Raw genomic sequence first — 17253 nt, 5'->3', positions numbered from 1 at the left:
TCCCCATAAATAGATCATATGCTGGGTGCAAAGCTTTTTCTGCCGGTTTCAGCATCCCTGGAGCTCGTCGCCGGCCGATTCACTGATGGTCATTTTGCTGTCGGCCTTGATCTTTGCTGCCTTGGCCTTGCCGAATTTCAGTACGACCACGTTTCCCTTGACGTCGACAACGGTGGGAGACCCACCCATGGCCTGAACAGAGTCACCCTTCTTCAGCCAGGCGGGGAGTTCTTTTTCTACCGTCACCGATACCTTTTCCCCGTCGATGGCGGTTACTTTTCCGGTAACGGATCCGGCAGCAAAGGCGGCCGTCGCAAAGGCGGCCGTCGCAAAGGCGGCCAAAACGAAGATGGTGGCCAGTTTCGTAATCATTCTTTTCATTACAAAATCTCCTTTAGAGTTAGTAGTTGCACAACCCAATGCCGGAATCCTCATTCCAGGGGCTGTGCCCATTCAATGCGAACTTGCGTCTTGTTTTTTGATTGGGATGTACCTTCTTGTCCTGGTGCCGCAGTATCCCCGGCTGTATCGGTGCCGGCCCTTGCAGGGCTGGATGACACGGGCTCGGCTGCCGATGAGTTGTCTTCCTGATAGCTGATGCCCACGATCGTGCTGCTCGGTTCGTCCAGGCGCAGTGCCTGCACATTGCCGGACCGGTATTCTATGACCATCTGGTCGGCGTAGGCGCCACCTCCTGCCAGAGTCGTGCAGGCAAAAAATAGTGCCCGGATTTTCATTTTCATCGCTTTCCTTTCCATGCTTCCCGAGGAAGCGAATCTAAAGCGGCGGTCCGGAGACCGCCGCCTTGTCCGGAATTATCAGAAGATCAACTGCAGCTGGGTGACGAAGCTGGTGAAGTCTTTGCTCGTCAGTCCATTAACGGTCCCTTCGTTGTTAAAGTCGGTGCGGGACAATTCCATGGTCAGCTTCAGGTTCTGGCCACGGAAGTAGTAATTGGCGCCACCACCGTACCAGTCGACTTTCTGATCGAAGATGTTGTTGAGGCTGGCGAACCGCCACTTCTCATACCGGCCGAAGAACTGCAGCGGCAGGTTGGGGAGCATGTAACCGGCCTTGGCGTACCAACCGTTCTTCTGCCCATTGATACCGATGACCCCTGCGTCGGGGCTGGCGCCTTTATAGGCGTCATCCAGATCCACATCTTCATAGGCAGCCGATGCGGTGACGGTGCCGAGTCCTTCGAGGGGATACTCGAAGAAGCCGTCAACAGTCCAGGCCTGGTAATCCTTCTTGTCGGTCCTGGCTACCGTATCGCCATAGGCGATCTCCGGTTCGAACTGATAGGCTCCGCCGACGGTCAGGACCTTCTTTTTCCCAAGATAGGTACCCTTGTAGCCGTAATCATTCTCGGGATCGAGCAGGGATACGTGGCCGCGGAAGGAGTAGCGGAAGTTGGAACTGGGCGAGGTCTCGCCGGACACGGCCTTACGCCCCTCCATGGCATCAATGCGGTACTGGAAAATGTCGTCGAACAGGTTCCCCCACACGGCTACACCGGTGTCACGGGTGGTGGTATAGGCGGTACGAATAAAGAGCGACCGGTCTAGAGTCAGTGGCATTTCGCAAGCTTCCAGGTTCTCTCGGGAGAGGTTGTACTTGAATTTACCGGCATTCAGCCGGAAACTGTCATGGAGTTTGAAGCGCATCACCGCGTCAAGGAGCTGAAATTCGGTTCCCTGATTGGCATTGGCGACACCGAGGGTCGTTATGTTCTGGTCCTCGGTGAATTCGGTCTGGACATAGAGGCTCAGCATGTCGCCGTATTTGCCCATCAGTGCCAGCCGGTTGCGCCGGAAGTTGAAGTTGGTGGTGGTATCGTCGTTGTTCTCACCCGATCCGGTATCCCGGACCGTCATCTGGAATTGTCCTTTGTAATCGATCTGGAGAGCGCCTTCCTCGTTGGGGCCGAAAGTCATCCGCGGCCCGGCAAAGGCGGTGCCGGCAACAAGAAGCAATCCGGCAGCCACTGTCGATATTTTTCCTGCCTTGGTAATCTTTATCATGCATGCACTCCTTTTTTATCAGGTGTACCCCTGCCTGTGCAGGAGGTGTCAAGCCGTGCCGCCCGATCAGCAGCCGCCGCCACTTCCGCCTGCGGCCCCACCACCGGTACTGGTCGTGACAGGACTGTGATAGGCTGCATCGGCTGCTTCAAGCTGATTGCCATCGGCTAGAGACGGTTCGGGATTGTTGAGACGGCTGCCGTAGTTGATTATGTGGGTTGTTGTCAGTAGGGTGGGTGTTCCGGAAACAGGAAGAGTTCTGCCCACATTGTAGGTAAGAGAATCTGTCAAGGCACTTGTATCCCACACTGAACCGGCGACGAGCTTGCCCCCATTGGCCGTGCTCGACGACATGAGGCCCCACTGTCCCCAAGAACCGTCGTACCATACAGCTTTCAAAGCGCCGGTTTCGACCTCGTTGTAATAGGCGTAGCCGTCAATGGCGAAGAAAAGCGCCGAGGCGATATTGCCGGCCCGGCAGAGGGCGTAGACCGATTTGGCTGTAGCAGGGATGTTCAGGCCTGTTCTGATGTCGGCAATGGATTTGAATTGTTTTGTAGTAGCGTCGAGCAGGTTGTTATAACTGTATGCCCGGCCCCCCTTGATCAGACCTTCGAAGACAACATATTTGGTTCCGTCGATCAGGTCGGTTGTCGGCCCCGGAACGGTCGGGGAAGTAGCGCGGCCATCGATAAAGTCATTGGTTGCAGTGCCGGCAGTGGCAGCAGCTATCATCTCAGGCAATGAGGCCCGCAGGTCAGTACGTACCCGGTTGATGTTGTTGGGGGTCGCAACGTAGGTGGATTTGGTGATTGTCGGAATAGCGGTGGTCATGGCATAGCCTGCAGCCTTCCAGGCTTTGTTGCCGCCATCCAGCACCTTCAGCCGGTTTTTAGGAAAACCCCAATAACGGAATGTGGCGTAGCCACGGGTCAAATTCCAGGGTGAGCCGACTTCCGCCTCTGAGGAAGTAAAGACGATGGTTGTGTTGGCGTCAATGCCCAGTTTCTGGATCAGGGCGTCCATCTTGGTACCGGAGAGCACCATCTGTCCAGCCAGCATTGGCCCTTCGTAGCGATTTTCCATCAGGTCGTTAGTAAGGTTGACGTACTGGGCACCGGCTATGTGGGCTCCGTTGTAATTAGTTTCCGTACTTACTTCCAGGACGACCACCCGGTCATACCCTCCCGCCTTATTCACCAGCCCGGCGTCAATCCACTGCTTCAGATCGGAAGCCTGAATCAGGGCGGTAGCGGTTTTCGTCGTCACCGCATCGGTGGACGGATTTTCGTATCCGCTCGTCCCGCAGCCCCAGATGGCAAGTGCTGCTATTGCAAAAACGCTCAACAGCGAAACCAGCATCAATCTGCTCTTGTTCATCACCTTTTCCGACATACAACCTCCTTTTGTGAAATCAATTTAGCTTTCCTGTCATCAAAAAAAACATCACCCTCCTTTACATCTTTGATGGCTTCTACAACTTCAACGTTGCAATTCAAACGCCAGTCGACCCTACCTGTATCGGAAACCATTAATTTTATTACAATGATTAATTTTCATTACCCCATGCTTTATACGCATAGCCAGTCCACAAGGGACATCCTTAGCTTTAACTACCTCAATCCTTGGTAATGGAATAGCTCCCGCCTTTCTCGAAGGTCACCTTACCGTTGAAATATCTGACGTTCATGTACCCCTGGTCTTTCAGCATGTTATAGGCTATTTCCGCCTGGGTCCCGGTATTGCAATGGAGGATGATCGTCTTGTCCCTGGGCAGTTCCGCCTGGCGATCACGAAGTTCCATAAGAGGAACGGCAATGGCGTTTTTCAGTTTGCCGGCACTAACTTCCGCCGGAAGCCTCACATCGACAATGGCAAAGCCGTCAGGCAAAACCGCCGCATACTGCTTGAATAGGTCCAGGGCCACCTCGCCCGGCTTCAGCTTCGGTACATAGGCGATCTTGGCTGACCGTTTTCCGGTTTCAGTGGGAAAACCCGCAGACTCCCAGCCTTTGAAGCCGCCGGCCAACACTTTCACGTTGCTGTAACCGGCCTTGACCAGCGCCCTGGCAACGGTTACCGCCTCCCTGTCCTTACCGGCATCATAGAGGATGATCGGCGCTTTCTTCGGTTTCAGATCAAGCCCCTTTACCAGACGCTTCGCCTGGCCGGCCGGAAAGCTGATCGCCCCATCGATGAACCTGTTGGTGCCGGTTGAACGCACATCCAGCAGCACGTGGCTCATATCCTTGTCCAACCAGGCCTCCTTCAGCGACTGTGGAGTCAGAACGGCGTAATGCTTCTCCGACCACGCCGGCATGCCGTCCTTGTAAACCTTGATGTTGCCGTAGCCCAGCTTTTTAGCCTTTGCCGCCGAGCCGGGGCTCATGTTGCAAGCGGGACCGGAGCAATAAAAGATGAGCAGGGCCTTTTTATCCGCAGGCAGCAGTTTTTCCGCTATTTTGTCAAAGGCGGGGAACGGCAGATTCACGGCGCCGGGTATTGCCCCCTCCTGGAAACGCTGGGCAGGCCGGGAGTCATAGAGAAAATAGCCCCCCTTTTCCGGCCCGAGCTTGACCAGTTTCTCAAGCTCAGATGTCGAAATGAGCATCTCCGCGGGCAGTTCCACCGGTGGCTTGGCAGTCAATTTTACGGCAGTCTTTGCGCCATTAGTTTGACTGAATTCTACCCTGATCTCATGTCCTTTTCTGATCAGATTGTTCTGGAGCAGCTCCCCAGAGCCGGTTTTGCGCTGCTCATTGACCACCTGAATAGTGTTCTTGTCGAAATTGAAGATCTCTACCCGATCATCCAACTTCACCTGAAGCATTTTCGCCTTGAACGAGACACCATCCAGATAGCCTCGAATGACATTATTCCCTTCGGGCTTATGGCAATTCATGCAGATCTTGCCCATGACCGGCCTTGCCGGTGAAGCAGGGATTTCCGCTGAAACAACTGCTGCCGATGGCATTGCCGCCCCCCCTATGCCAAGCAAGGCAGCCAGAGCAACGAACCTCTTTTTATCAATACGCCCCCACATACAACCTCCATTTCTATTTGTACAATTTAAATCTTTTCGCCAAAGAAAGGCGGGCGTTGTCTTCGTCCAGTGAACAAGCAACTTTAGACTTGTAATCTACCGGAATATCTGCAATATATTCAAACGAAACATTCTCATCGGCTCCATGCGCTTTGCGCATACACCGCATTCTACAGGCAAAAACCGTGGATTTTACCTACCTCAAAACACTTCTTGTCCTGGCCAAGGTGGGCAGTTTTTCCAAAGCCGCCTTGAACCTGTGCGTCACCCAATCGGCTGTATCCAGAAGGATTCAGGCTTTGGAGGAGCACTACGGCCAACTGCTGCTGGAACGGTCGGGACCGGTCCTGAAACCGACGCCGGCCGGATTGATCCTTCTGGAAAAAGCTCAACAGGTGCTGAACATAGAACGGGAGATACTGGAGGAGTTTCAGGCGCAAAAGGGACGTCGCAAGATCAGCTTTTGCTGCACGTTCCCCTTTGGCACGAGCTATTTGCCGGGAATTCTCAAAGATTTCATGGCCAACCATTCCGAAACCAGCGACCTGAAATTCGTCTTCGAGATGCCCGAAACTGCCCTGCAGGGACTTAAGGAGGGGATATTCGACCTGGCGCTGATCGAATACTGTGAGGATCTGAATCTGGGAGCATTCAAGGCATATTCCTTGCCAGAGGATGAGATGATCTTCGTCAGTTCACCAAAACTGGGACTATCCACTCCCTCTATCGATATCGAATTGCTGCTCGGGGAACGTCTTTACTGCAAGAAGGCCGGATGCTGCGCCAGGCGATTTCTGGACAAAAGCATGCTGGGCTTGGGGAAAAACAGCAGCGACTTTGCTAATACGGTCTTTTTCGACGACATTCCGTTCATCATCAACGAGGTCGTGGCTGGGCAAGGAATAACCTTCATCTCCCGGAGCATGGTGGCTAAATATCTGGAAGAGGGCTCTCTGGTGGCCCACCACGCCACCGGTTTCGCATCAGCCAGGGCCCGCAACCTGGTGTTGAACGAGCAGCACAAGATCGATCCCATCCTGCTCGACTTCATCCTCGGTATTTATCGGGCACTGGATGTCGACCCACCCGAATCACTTGCCACGGATCATCTCACTGTCTCATAGATCGCAGGCTGCCATTGTGGAAAACACCTTTCATCACTCAGTGACCGGCGTCGTTCTTGCCGGCGGGAAAAGCCGCCGCATGGGGCGGGACAAAGCGTTCATCCCCATCGACGGGCTCCCCATTGTGGAACGGATCATCAGGCTCTTTGCCTGCAAATTCGCCGCTGTCCTCGTCATCGGTGGGGAAGCGGAACGTTTTGCCGGGTACAACGTCCGCCATCACCAGGATATCTACCCCGGTTACGCCCTGGGAGGGCTCTACACCGGCCTTTCCTTTGCCGAGACCCCTTACATCTTCGTCTCGGCCTGCGATATCCCCTACCCTTCAGGCATGGTCATGGACCATCTCCTCTCCCTGCGCCATGGGTTCGATGCGGTAATTGCCGAGAGCGGCAATGCGCTCCAGCCGCTGTTCGCCGTCTATGGCAAGGGTTGTCTGGAGGCAATGCGCCTGCAACTGGAAGATGGTAATCCCTGCATACTCGACCTCTTTCCCCGAATCACCACCCGCACCGTAACCCCGGCGGAGCTGGCCTCCATAGCAGGAGCAGATCGATGTTTCTGCAACCTCAACACCCCGGAAGACGTGCAACAGTTACAGATAAAACAGTAAGCGAGGTCCATATGGAAAAAAGAGCGGTTTCTTTCGTGGCAAAATCGGGTACCGGCAAGACTACCCTGCTGGAAAAGGTCATTGCCGAGCTGAAACGTCGCGGCTACAAAGTAGGGGTGATCAAACACGATGCCCACCGCTTCGACATCGATCATCCGGGAAAGGACAGCTACCGGCTAACTGCCGCCGGCGCAGACACCATGCTCATCTGCTCCCCCCAGAAACTGGCCATGGTCAAGCAGCACGAGACAGCCCCCACCGTGGAAGAACTGGTAGCAACCTATTTTGCCGACGCAGATATTGTTATCACCGAAGGATATAAGATGGGTGGGATGCCGAAGATCGAGCTGAACAGGAAAGAGCGGAGCGAGACCCTCATCTGCCGGGGGGAGAACAACGACCCGACCCTGGTGGCCGTTGCCAGCGATCAGCCTTTGACTCTGGACGTGCCGGTGCTGGATCTGAATGATTACGTTGCCGTGGCCGATTTTCTCGTGGAGCGGTTTATCAGGGATACAAAATGATGGGAAAAGGGTGAAGGATGGGTCTGGATGTTATCCCATCCCTTGATGGGAGGGGGCGATGGGGAGGGTGGATTGGACTCCTTCGAAGCAGCAGATCTCTCCCTCTCCCCAGCCCTCCCCATCAGGGAGAGGGAGCAAAGATTCCGTCTTCAATCTTTCCTGAGCTCCTTGATCAGCTCATTGGCCCTGGGCAGATCCTCCTCGGCCACCTGCACCTGGAGTGACAACCCCTTCTCCGGTTCCCGGGACAGAAAATATTCTATCCCTTCCGCCTTCAGCACCTTTTCCACCCGCGCCAGTTCTTCCTCGTTTTTCGGATCGTAAAATTTCACCATGGCGGCACACCTCGGATTTTTCTTTTAGTGTATCACCACGGCGGCATATTCCCATAGAGAGTCAGCCGCCGGTCAGTTCCTGCAGCAGATAGATCTTCGGGTTCAGGTCCCGCACCGCAAGGATGATCTCCCGCAACCGTTCCTCGTCCACCCCCTCCTCCAGATCGGTCTCCTGGAAAAAGGGGTACCCCTTGGGCAGAGGGGAATAGCTTCCGTCCCGCAACAGGGACACATCCACCATGTCGTTGACTCGCCCTTCCGCTTCCCATGGGTCACGATAATTGAACTGGCGGGCAACCACGTGCAGTCCCATGCCATTGCCGAAGACCCCCTTCACCTCGAATGAAAAGTCCCGCGGGGCACCATAGCTTTCCGAGCGGCCGGCCCTGATCATGGTCTCTGCACCTGCTTCCCTCAGCAGAGTTTCCACCGATTCTGCGGACATTGGTTGATATTCTTCCATGGTTTATCCTTTCCTTTCATAACCCCTCCTGTCCTCTTTAGGCCCTGTGGGTCCCCTTAGCTTAAGGGGACCGCGGAGGCGTAGCAGCGCTACGCCGCACAAGGAGAATTTCGAGGACGGCGGCGAGATGGCTGTTTTTCAACAACCGGCTAAACATCCAGCCGCAGTTCCACTCCCCACGGCACCGGCCTATCCCCCTCCCTGGTTAAAACCCACAGGGTCGGGATCACCATGGTATCGGGCGCTTCGCCGAATCCATCCGTAAGGTAGATGACCGCCGTCGGCCGCGGCTGCATGGTGCGGGCATGATCGAAGAGGGGCCGCAGATCGGTGAAGCCGCCGCCGTGGTAGCTCTGCACCACTCCTCTGCCGCTCAAGTGCTCGATCTTCTGGATGCGGCTGTTGGCATAGACCACAGTGAGGGTTGTTTCCCGACCGCGGGCTATCTGCTGCAGCTCCCAGGCGAAGGCTTCCCGCAACACGGGCGCATTAGTGGAATCGCTCACATCCACCCCCACGAGCAGGTTGAGCTTGCGATGCTTCCTGATTCCCGGCGTCGTGTGTTCGAAGCGGCGATGCTCGCGGCTCCAGGTCGTCTGCCGGCCAGTCCGCCCGGCGGTGGCAAGGAATTGCCGCAGCACCTGTTTCCAGGGAATGGGAGCAGGTGTCAGGTATCCTTCGACAACCTGGCGCAATTCCGGCGGCACCGCCCCGTCGGTAGCCCTCAGCGCCTCTTTGACCATCCCCTGCACCACTTCCTCCCCCAATTTCAAAGGCGTGCTGTCCGCTTCATGCCAGGAGTCATGACTGTCGATGGTAGCTCCCCTGTGAAAGGCCGAGTCCTTCCTCGCATCCGCCCCCGCATGTCCCCCCGTATCCTGTGCGGCATTACCGATGCCGCCGCCCGCCAGATTCCCCATATCAAAGGGGGAGGTGAGCCGGGCATAGTATTCTTCGGCGGCAAGACCATCAGGCTGCCCATAGCTCGCCGGCATGGCTGCCTCCGGCGGCAGACCTTCGATCCCCGGATTGACCGCCAGATCGCAGGCCATGTCCCAGTCATGGCTGTTGCGCCCCTTGCGCCGCAACATGTGCAGATGGAGGACATGCATGACCGCATGCCGCAACAGCCCCTCCTGCTCCATGGGCGGCAGTGCGGCAAATCTCCCGCCGTCCACCGTCAGGACCGGCAGACCCGAACGGATGGTCACCCCCAGCGGCTCATTGCAGGCCATGTTTTCCCGGCGGAAATTGAGGAGGAACTGCCCATAGAACGGATACTGCTTCAGCAGGCGAATGATGGCATTTTCCAGGACCCGATCGGTCACCGTCTATGCTTCCGCGCTCATGGCACGGATGGCGTCCAGCACCACCGTATCGTACTTGTCCTGGCTGATGACCAGAGCCACAGGGGGGATCTTGAGCAGAGATTTTATGGTAGCAAAGCGCATGTCGCGGGGGAGGCATTCCAGATAGGCGACGAGATTTTCTTCCTGGGGAAGCGTCAGGGAGGGTGATACCTGGAGCAGGCCCAAGAGCTCGTTCATGGTCGCCGCCTGGGCATCGTCCCGCTGCTTGCGGATGGCATCTACCACTGCCGGCCAGTTATCGAGCACCTCCGTTGCCGGTACCGGCCGCCATGCCTGATCGACACACCAGCGTAAGAAGGAAACGGCTGCCTCCTTGCCAATGATCCCGGCATAGACCTCCATCTCCAGTTCACGAGGGAGACGACAACGCCGGCGCAGGGCGCTGACCATTTCCCAGCCACGTTCCGTGGGCTCCACATCCATATCCAGCGGGCTTCCCTGACGGGCCAGGAAGGCGGGATTGCCGGCAAGAAAACCGCGAACACTGCCGTCCAGTTCCCGAGCCGCGGCATAGCGGGCCCAGCACTGGTAATCGCTCTCCACATAAAGCATGACCATGCGGTCGATGAGCGCCCGGTCCAGGGTCGCCACCTGGTAAGTGCCGTCGGGGGGATTGATGGTCACCACCACCTTGTGGCGCAGTCCCAGTTTATGGGTATGCAGGGCGCGTTGCTGCCCCTCCGCAGGCGGTTCGACGAACTGGAAGATGGCCTGCAGGGTGTCCTCCTGCTGGGCCCGGTTCAGCTCGTCGCAATGGATGACCGTCTCCGCTCCCTCGTCCTCCGGCCACCATGATGGCCGGGACCAGTGCATCACCGTCCCCTCCCGGTAGGGAATCCCCACCAGGTCCCCAACCTCCATCTGCCCCAGGCGAAGTGGCACGTAGCTGCGCCCCAGCTCCCGGCACAGCTGGATAACGCCGGCGGTCTTGCCGACGCCGCGATGGCCGACCACACAGGGAGTGAGATCGGTCTTGGTGAGGATTTCCTTGAGAACCGTTTTCATCTGCTCAACGTTCATGACCTGATTGTTCCTTTGTTATCCTTGCTTTTGTTTCAAACACGCATTCCATTTAGACACAAACTGGCAGGATTTTCCATTGGAAATTGGCCGGCACAACAGGGGACAGAGACAATAACCTATCGAAGTTGCAGCAATTCTGCGAGCCGCAGGGCATTTTGGGGGGCAAAACCAAGGGCATCGTTGTTGTAGTAAATATACACATCCCGCCCGTCTTTCAGATAGGAGCGGATACGTTCCGCATCCCGGCTCAGTTCCTCCTCGCTGTAGCAGGCGGCGTAATCTCCCCCGTGGCCGTGGCGGCGCAGATAGATAAAGTCGGCGGTCGGAGCCCATTCATAGAGGTATTGGGGCCAGTCGGCCAGACAGATGGCGGCATTGTGCCCGCGGCACAACTCCACACCCTGTTCACAGAACCAGCTTTCATTGCGGAACTCGAAGGCATTGCGCACCGGGTAACGGTCCAGCAGCTCAAGGAATCGGCTAAGTCGTTCCAGATCCAGGAAAAAGGAGGGCGCCAGCTGCCAGAGCACAACCCGCAGCTTGTCACCCAGCCCTGATGCCGCGTCAAAAAAACGCTGCAGGGGCTCCTCAACCTCTTTCAGTTTTTTGATATGGGTAATGAAGCGGCTCCCCTTAATGACGAACTGGAAATTTTCCGGCGTTTGTTCCCGCCAGTGCTGGAAAACCGAGAGCTGGGGCAGCCGATAAAAGGTGACGTTCAGCTCCACGGTGGAAAAGACGGAGAAATAATGGGCGAACCAGAGCCGTTGCGGCAGCTTCTCTGGATAGAAGGTGCCGCGCCAGTGGTTGTAATTGAAGCCGCTGCAGCCGATCTGTACCTTGGCCATTGCTCCTCCTCTCTACCCGCCCGTTTGATTCTCCTACCACAAGTCTAACATCCTTTTCCCCAATGACGCCCAATACAACCAGCTGAAAGACAGGATCAGACGGCAGCCATAGTATCTGTTACTGCGAATGCACTTGATCCGAGCAGACTCAAATAAAAACCACGCAGATGACAAAAGATTTGCCCATATCCATTTCTTCCTCTTAATTTTTATTTTTTCTTAAGGCTTTTGCAGGTACAATGCTGCACAAAATTAGCACTTGATGTCAGGTTCATCCATAGACACATTGCCACATGTAAAAAAATTCCGTTGAACTGATGCATTACCAGATCGACTCTGCTACCCACATCAAAAAAGGAGAAAGACATGCTCAACAAAATTCTGCAAATCACCACGGTAACGACTGCAACCTTTTTGCTTCTTAACCTGGGGACCACATTGGCCAATGCTGCAGAACCCGAGGCTGCAAAGCAGCTGATTCAAGTTGAAAAAAAGGAACTGCGCATCTCTGATGACGGAAACGCCATCGTAGACCAGAACGGACGTGAGGTCGCCAGATTTGCCAACGGTATTCAGATGAAGCAGACTGGGGGAACGAATCTGAAATTGCAGGGATGCATGTGCTGCACGCCTGAATGCATCGCCTACGACCAAAATGGAAAGTGCATAAAGACTTATTCCTCATGCACATGGGACTTCGACTGCAGCTGTAAATAATGGAGGAGCTAGTCCCCATGTCAGATGATCTGGCTGAGCTTTTCGACCAGTTGTACCGCGACAACAGGGATATGTTGTACAAACTGGCCTTGGGGCTCACCGGGAATAGCCACGACGCTGAAGAAGTGACCCAGGAGGCTTTTCTCAGGGCATTCCGTTCCTACGGCGAGTTTCGCGACGGATGCGCATTTTCTACCTGGATCTACCGCATTGCCCTGAATGTTGCCAATGATTACCTGAGGCAGCGAACCAAGTTCCCTGTTCATGCACTTACCGAGGATTTCGGTTATGTGCTCGAAGATATCCTCGACCCCAATCCCGCCAACAATCCTGAAACCGAACTGCTGGCCAATCAGGTGCGGATCAAGTGCCTGCACAGCTTGACCGAATGTCTGCCCCTGGAGCAGCGCAAGGTTTTTTGCCTGGCGATCACCTTGGGCCTACCCCACAAGCTGGTGGCTGAAATCCTGGAATGTTCGGTGGGTTCGGTAAAAACAGCCCTGCATCGGGCAAAGGAACGATGGTTTGGTTACATGGATGACCGATGTCAGCTGATTAACAAGTCCGGCAGCTGCTCGTGCAACCAATGGGTTCGCTTCGGCCTGTCCCAGGGATGGTTCAAACCCCGGACAGCAGACGCCTCACCTCCTCCCGACACCATGCAGGTCAGGGAGGAAATCAGCCAGCTGAAGGCTCTGCGCACTGTCTACCATTGCCTGTGCCGGGAAACTGCCGACGCCTCTTATGTGAATAGAATCAGGGACGGGATAAGAAATAAGGAATGGGCCATTTTTTCCTGATTTGTTTGTAACCTTTTGCTTCCGGTAGCGTCTAATAGACAAACCATCAGAGGAGGCAGCAAACATGACAACAGAAGGTACAAAACGGGAACTGGAAAATTTCTTTAACCTCAGCAGGCTCACCCTACAGGCAAATGGCCGTTACGTCCACGCCCTCGGAGCTGGTGATGGGCCGTTAGTCATAGCCGTTCACGGCTTTCCCGACCTGCCAATCTCCTTCCGCCACCAGATCCCGGTGCTGGCGGCAAATGGTTACCGGGTAGTCGCCCCTTGCCTGCGGGGCTACTCCGAATCAGAGCCCGAATCCAACGGTCCTTTCGAGGTCGCCATTCTCATTCAGGATTTGCTGGCGCTGATAGACCGGCTGACGGATCAGCCGGTAACGCTCATTGGCCATGATTGGGGCACCTCGGTGGTGCGTGGTGCGGCGATCATGGCACCTGCGAAAGTTGCCCGGATCGTCAGCATGTCGGTTCCCACAGCAGGTAATTTCAGTCGGGCGCTCTTGATCAACCCGGTTCAGCAGCGGCGCTCCTGGTACATGTATTTTTTCCAGCTACCGTTCGCTGAAATGGCGGTGGCTCAGGACGATTGCACGTTCATCGAGCAGTTATGGCAGGATTGGTCTCCGGGTTGGCAATGCCCGCAAGCGATCATGGATGAAATAAAGGCGGCATTCCGACAGCCTGCCGTGCTGAAGGCTGCCTTGGGCTATTATCGTTCCCAGTTCAATCCTGCGCTCCAGCGGCCGGAACTGGCAGACATCCGGAAACGTCTGGGCGATCCCATCCCGGTTCCGGCAATGCACCTGCATGGTGCTGATGATGGCTGCATTGGCGAGGAAACTACCACGGGGATGGAAAGCGCTTTTATCAAGCATTTTGAAAAACATATTATCCCGTCAGCCGGCCATTTCGTGCATCAGGAGCAACCGGATGTTGTAAACCGCCTGATCCTTGCTTTTTTGAACAGACAGCAGGCCTGAGCTGACTGACAAGCCACGGGCAGAGCACCATAGCTTTAAGTGGCATGATGGTAAACTTGAGTCAGGCGGCTAATAATTCGAAAGTGGAAGGCTGATCTCCCCTCTCCCTGAGGGAGAGGGGAGAAAAAGGAGACATCATGGCTAAGGGTTATCAGTCGAACAGGGAACGGCAGGAAATAATCGCCGGCATGGGCAAAGCCTTGGCGAAGCGGGCCAAATTCGTCTGCGAATGGTGCGAAGGAAAGGAAGACCTGCGGCCATGGGAGAATGGGAATAATCGGGAGCCGACAGAGGAGACTGTGGCCCTGCTTTGCGGCAACTGCCGGGGGATGGCCGAGGGCAGGAAAGCCGAAGATCATGAGCTGAGGATTATCCGCAATGCCTTGTGGAGCCCGATCCCGGCGGTAAGCGAGGGGGCGGCGCGGGTTATTGCCCAGAGCCGGGACAGCTGGGCCCGGGAAGCCATCGAGGACAGCATGATCGATGAGCGGCTGAAAGAGGAGCTGCTGCGGTCATGATAGGCCTCCGAAAGGATGACCGGGCACAGCCTCCGGAGGAATTCATCCTCGCCGTCGATCAGTTCAATCGCGGCGAATGGTTTATCTGCCATGAGACACTGGAAGAGCTGTGGGCAGGGGAAAGTGGATCGGCGCGTGATCTGTACCAAGGAATTCTACAGGTGGCTGTGGCGCTGCACCACTGGCAGGAAGAAAATTATGCAGGGGCAGTATTTCTGCTGGGGCAGGCCGTTAAACTGTTGCGGCATGTGGAGCCTGTCTGCCGGGGGGTAGATGTGACAGAAATGATTGCAAAATGCGAACGCTTGCGCACTGAAATGAAACTGCTCGGCCCTGATCGCATGGGTAAGCTGGATCGGTCACTGATCCCCTTGATCCGGCTTCAACTTACTCCCCGCTATCCTCAGGCATGATCTTCTCCGGTTCGGGTCCCCCCTTGCCGGCAACATAGTCCTCAACCCAACCATCTATCTTATCTTGCAATACCTGCTTTAAGCCCGCTTCCAGCTGCTCTCGCCGCTGCTTTCCATATTCCGGCAACTGCCTCACCTCATAATGGACGTGGGGGCCGGTGGACCTGCCGGTGCTCCCGGCCAGGGCAATCACCGTGGTCGTATCCACCTTCTGCCCCACCGTTACCTTTACCTCTGAATTGTGGCCATAAAAGGTTACATAGCCGTTTTGGTGGTCCACCGCCACCAGGTTGCCATAGCCCTTGTATGAGCCGGCAAAATAGACGGTGCCCGCCTGGGTGGGATAGACCGGGGTACCGAGGGGCACGGCGATGTCATAGCCGTTGTGATAGACCATGCGGCCGCTGCCGAACGGGTCCGGGCGGTAACCGACGCCGGAAGTGATGAACCCGCCGTCGACCGGCGACTTTCTTGCTGCGGCAAAGGATGATGCCGGCGCTTGGCCAAGGATGACCACGGCCAAAAAGAGCAAAATTTTCACTGAAATAGGAATTTTTTTCATACCTGTTCTGTCCATCTTTGTCCTAAAACCCTTATTCAGCTGATTTCCCCAAATCAATCGGCAGGGGCAGGGGAAAGTTTTGCATGCCCCGTGCCAGTCCCGTAATGCTCGGCATGGTAGGAACTGCGCACGTAAGGCCCGCTCTCCACGTGTTCGAACCCCATGGACAGGGCCTGCTCCCGATAGCGGTCGAAGGTTTCCGGCGACGGGTAATCCTGTACCGGATAGTGGCTGCGGCTCGGCGCCAGGTACTGGCCAAGACTCAAGTATGAACAGTCCACCCGGCGCAGGTCCCGGAGAGCCTGGAAAAGCTCCTCCTCCGTCTCCCCCAGGCCGAGCATGAGGCCGGTCTTGGTCTTCATTGCCGGGTTAAGCCGACGAATCATTTCCAGCATCAGCAGCGAACGCCGATAATCGGCACCGGAGCGGATTGAATAAAGTCGCGGCACCGTCTCCAGGTTGTGCCCGAGAATATGGGGACAGGCCGAGACGACTGCGGCTATGCTTTCCTGATTGCCGGCAAAATCCGGAACAAGGAGCTCGATCTTCGTCTGGGGCGAAGCATTACGGATTGCCGCCACCGTTGCGGCATAGAGAGCGGCCCCACCGTCGGCAAGGTCATCCCTGGTGGGACTGGTGACAACCACGTGGGTCAGCTTCAACAGCTCCACCGCCGCAGCGACCCGCTCCGGCTCGGCCTGGTCCACTGCCAGAGGTGTCTGCTTTGTCACATTGCAGAAGGAACAGAGACGAGTACAGAGCTTGCCCAGGATAAGAAAGGTCGCCTGGCGCTGGCGGAAGCATTCCGAAATATTGGGGCAGTGGGCCTCCTGGCAGACGGTATGCAGTTGCAGCCCCCCCAGCAGACGTTCCATGTCGGCATGGGCAGCGGGGGAGACCTTTTTCTGCAGCCATTCGGGGCGACGGGTGATTTTCATAATTATTCCGGTTTCTTTCCGTAGAAAAACAGGCGACAACACACTGACACTTTAATGGGCCAGGAACGATAAATCAAGGGTAGAGGGAACTTCCGGTGATTTCGCTCACCCAGTGATTCCGTGGGCATTCCAGGAGAAACTGCCATATTTCTTCTCTTCCAGCTGGCGCCCAGTCTCCAGTTCCCCGGCCGTCAAGGCGTCCGTTTGCAGGATGACGCCCATGGTTTCGGCAAAACACTCTGCCACCGTCTGCTTCAGAGCCTCCTCGTCCACTGCCACGCCAAGTTCGGCCAGACTGGCGGTGCTTTTGTCCAGGGCGGACATCTTCTCCCGCAGGAATGGGATCGCCGACGATAGGGCCGGTCGCAGTGGCATGGAACCGTGCTGGAAGATCAGCCTTTTGGTCCGTCGCTGGGCGTTGCCTCCCAACTTGCGACCGGCAACTACGACATCGTATTCCTCTTTGCCGGCAAAGCAGAAAGCGGTCCTTCCGCCGAGCCTGGTACCGGCCGGGGTGTTATCCACGGCAAATCCGGCCTTAAGCCCAAGCCTCCCATAGGTGCGAATGAGGAAGCCGCAGAGCCGGGCAAAGGATTCCTTGACGGTGCCGGCTTCGGCAATATGTTTCGGTGCGCAGACGATGCTGTAGGTGAGCTCCTCGGCATGGTAAATGAGGCCCCCGCCGGTGATGCGACGCACCACCGGTACCCCCCGCTCGGCACAGAGCTCAAGATCGAGCACCTCTGCAGCCTGCTGATAGCGGCCCAGGGAAAAAGCCGGCGGATGCCAGCCGTAGAGGCGCAGCACCGGTTGCGAGGTCTCCGGGTGGAAATGCTCCAGCAGCGCCTCGTCAACGGCCATGTTGGCCGGGCCGTCCAATGGGCCAGTGTCAATAAAGCGCCAGGATTCTCCAACGATAGTCATTACCGGGTGGGTTCCTCCCTTTAGCATAA

21 protein-coding genes are annotated in these 17253 nt (G+C 56.1%); 8 read left to right on the top strand and 13 right to left on the bottom strand.

The genetic code is table 11. The features are described from left to right. Positions 1-48 precede the first annotated feature (48 nt). The 5 genes from extJ to GEOB_RS06660 all read right to left on the bottom strand — a co-directional run bounded on the left by extJ (position 49) and on the right by GEOB_RS06660 (position 5067). Entirely contained in the window at positions 49-381 is a 333-nt protein-coding gene (gene extJ, locus GEOB_RS06680) for a selenite/tellurite reduction operon protein ExtJ (RefSeq protein ID WP_012646428.1), read from the bottom strand. Between the two features lie 50 nt (positions 382-431). Beyond that, on the bottom strand, positions 432-743 hold the full coding sequence (locus GEOB_RS06675) for a hypothetical protein (RefSeq protein WP_012646427.1): 312 nt from the start codon (positions 741-743) through the stop codon (positions 432-434). Between the two features lie 75 nt (positions 744-818). Continuing rightward, positions 819-2024 carry a selenite/tellurite reduction operon porin ExtI gene (gene extI / locus GEOB_RS06670; protein ID WP_012646426.1) on the bottom strand — a complete coding sequence of 402 codons (1206 nt, stop codon included), beginning with the start codon at positions 2022-2024 and terminating at the stop codon, positions 819-821. A 66-nt stretch (positions 2025-2090) separates the two neighbouring features. Further along, positions 2091-3419, bottom strand: coding sequence for a selenite/tellurite reduction operon rhodanese-like protein ExtH (gene extH / locus GEOB_RS06665; protein WP_012646425.1), 1329 nt, complete (start codon positions 3417-3419; stop codon positions 2091-2093). Positions 3420-3642: 223 nt separating this feature from the next. After that, positions 3643-5067: a rhodanese-like domain-containing protein gene (locus GEOB_RS06660; protein WP_012646424.1), complete on the bottom strand. Its 1425-nt coding sequence runs from the start codon at positions 5065-5067 to the stop codon at positions 3643-3645. Positions 5068-5252: 185 nt separating this feature from the next. Between GEOB_RS06660 and GEOB_RS06655 the strand changes: the two genes are divergently transcribed. Genes GEOB_RS06655 through mobB form a run of 3 tightly spaced genes read left to right on the top strand, consistent with a single transcriptional unit; the run spans position 5253 to position 7328 of the window. Next, positions 5253-6191, top strand: coding sequence for a LysR family transcriptional regulator (locus GEOB_RS06655; protein WP_012646423.1), 939 nt, complete (start codon positions 5253-5255; stop codon positions 6189-6191). 16 nt (positions 6192-6207) lie between these two features. After that, a complete protein-coding gene (gene mobA, locus GEOB_RS06650) occupies positions 6208-6804 on the top strand; it encodes a molybdenum cofactor guanylyltransferase (RefSeq protein WP_012646422.1) in 597 nt (198 codons plus the stop codon). 11 nt (positions 6805-6815) lie between these two features. Then, complete coding sequence (mobB, locus tag GEOB_RS06645; RefSeq protein ID WP_012646421.1) at positions 6816-7328, top strand: molybdopterin-guanine dinucleotide biosynthesis protein B; 513 nt, start codon at positions 6816-6818, stop codon at positions 7326-7328. A 149-nt stretch (positions 7329-7477) separates the two neighbouring features. Here the strand turns inward: mobB and GEOB_RS06640 are convergent, their stop codons facing one another. The 5 genes from GEOB_RS06640 to GEOB_RS06620 all read right to left on the bottom strand — a co-directional run bounded on the left by GEOB_RS06640 (position 7478) and on the right by GEOB_RS06620 (position 11367). Further along, a complete protein-coding gene (locus tag GEOB_RS06640) occupies positions 7478-7663 on the bottom strand; it encodes a putative signal transducing protein (protein WP_012646420.1) in 186 nt (61 codons plus the stop codon). 61 nt (positions 7664-7724) lie between these two features. Then, positions 7725-8126, bottom strand: coding sequence for a hypothetical protein (locus GEOB_RS06635; protein WP_012646419.1), 402 nt, complete (start codon positions 8124-8126; stop codon positions 7725-7727). A gap of 149 nt (positions 8127-8275) precedes the next feature. After that, positions 8276-9454 (bottom strand): vWA domain-containing protein, encoded by a 1179-nt coding sequence (locus GEOB_RS06630; RefSeq protein ID WP_012646418.1) that lies wholly within the window; start codon positions 9452-9454, stop codon positions 8276-8278. 3 nt (positions 9455-9457) lie between these two features. Continuing rightward, positions 9458-10516 (bottom strand): hypothetical protein, encoded by a 1059-nt coding sequence (locus GEOB_RS06625; protein ID WP_012646417.1) that lies wholly within the window; start codon positions 10514-10516, stop codon positions 9458-9460. A 119-nt stretch (positions 10517-10635) separates the two neighbouring features. Then, entirely contained in the window at positions 10636-11367 is a 732-nt protein-coding gene (locus GEOB_RS06620; protein WP_012646416.1) for a DUF72 domain-containing protein, read from the bottom strand. Between the two features lie 366 nt (positions 11368-11733). On the opposite strand from GEOB_RS06620, the gene GEOB_RS06615 reads away from it, so the two are divergent. From GEOB_RS06615 to GEOB_RS06595, 5 genes are all read left to right on the top strand, one after another. Continuing rightward, positions 11734-12084: a hypothetical protein gene (locus tag GEOB_RS06615; RefSeq protein WP_012646415.1), complete on the top strand. Its 351-nt coding sequence runs from the start codon at positions 11734-11736 to the stop codon at positions 12082-12084. Positions 12085-12101: 17 nt separating this feature from the next. Continuing rightward, entirely contained in the window at positions 12102-12884 is a 783-nt protein-coding gene (locus tag GEOB_RS06610) for an RNA polymerase sigma factor (RefSeq protein ID WP_012646414.1), read from the top strand. A 64-nt stretch (positions 12885-12948) separates the two neighbouring features. Continuing rightward, the gene (locus tag GEOB_RS06605) at positions 12949-13869 is read left to right on the top strand and encodes an alpha/beta fold hydrolase (protein ID WP_012646413.1); all 921 of its coding nucleotides are present in this window, start codon (positions 12949-12951) and stop codon (positions 13867-13869) included. 137 nt (positions 13870-14006) lie between these two features. Further along, positions 14007-14387 (top strand): hypothetical protein, encoded by a 381-nt coding sequence (locus GEOB_RS06600; protein WP_012646412.1) that lies wholly within the window; start codon positions 14007-14009, stop codon positions 14385-14387. After that, positions 14384-14800: a DUF309 domain-containing protein gene (locus GEOB_RS06595; RefSeq protein ID WP_012646411.1), complete on the top strand. Its 417-nt coding sequence runs from the start codon at positions 14384-14386 to the stop codon at positions 14798-14800. The genes GEOB_RS06600 and GEOB_RS06595 overlap by 4 nt, the downstream gene beginning before the upstream one ends. Here the strand turns inward: GEOB_RS06595 and GEOB_RS06590 are convergent. From GEOB_RS06590 to GEOB_RS06580, 3 genes are all read right to left on the bottom strand, one after another. Next, positions 14775-15362, bottom strand: a complete 588-nt coding sequence (locus GEOB_RS06590) for a M23 family metallopeptidase (RefSeq protein ID WP_041267084.1) — start codon at positions 15360-15362, stop codon at positions 14775-14777. The genes GEOB_RS06595 and GEOB_RS06590 overlap by 26 nt on opposite strands. A 53-nt stretch (positions 15363-15415) precedes the next feature. After that, on the bottom strand, positions 15416-16300 hold the full coding sequence (lipA, locus tag GEOB_RS06585) for a lipoyl synthase (protein WP_012646409.1): 885 nt from the start codon (positions 16298-16300) through the stop codon (positions 15416-15418). Positions 16301-16405: 105 nt separating this feature from the next. Then, positions 16406-17224 (bottom strand): lipoate--protein ligase family protein, encoded by an 819-nt coding sequence (locus GEOB_RS06580; protein ID WP_041267083.1) that lies wholly within the window; start codon positions 17222-17224, stop codon positions 16406-16408. Positions 17225-17253 lie beyond the last annotated feature (29 nt).

It is taken from the genome of Geotalea daltonii FRC-32 (genome assembly GCF_000022265.1).
GTDB classification, from domain to species: domain Bacteria; phylum Desulfobacterota; class Desulfuromonadia; order Geobacterales; family Geobacteraceae; genus Geotalea; species Geotalea daltonii.
Note: the sequence above shows the minus strand (reverse complement) of the source record. Positions and strands in the feature narration are given on the sequence as shown.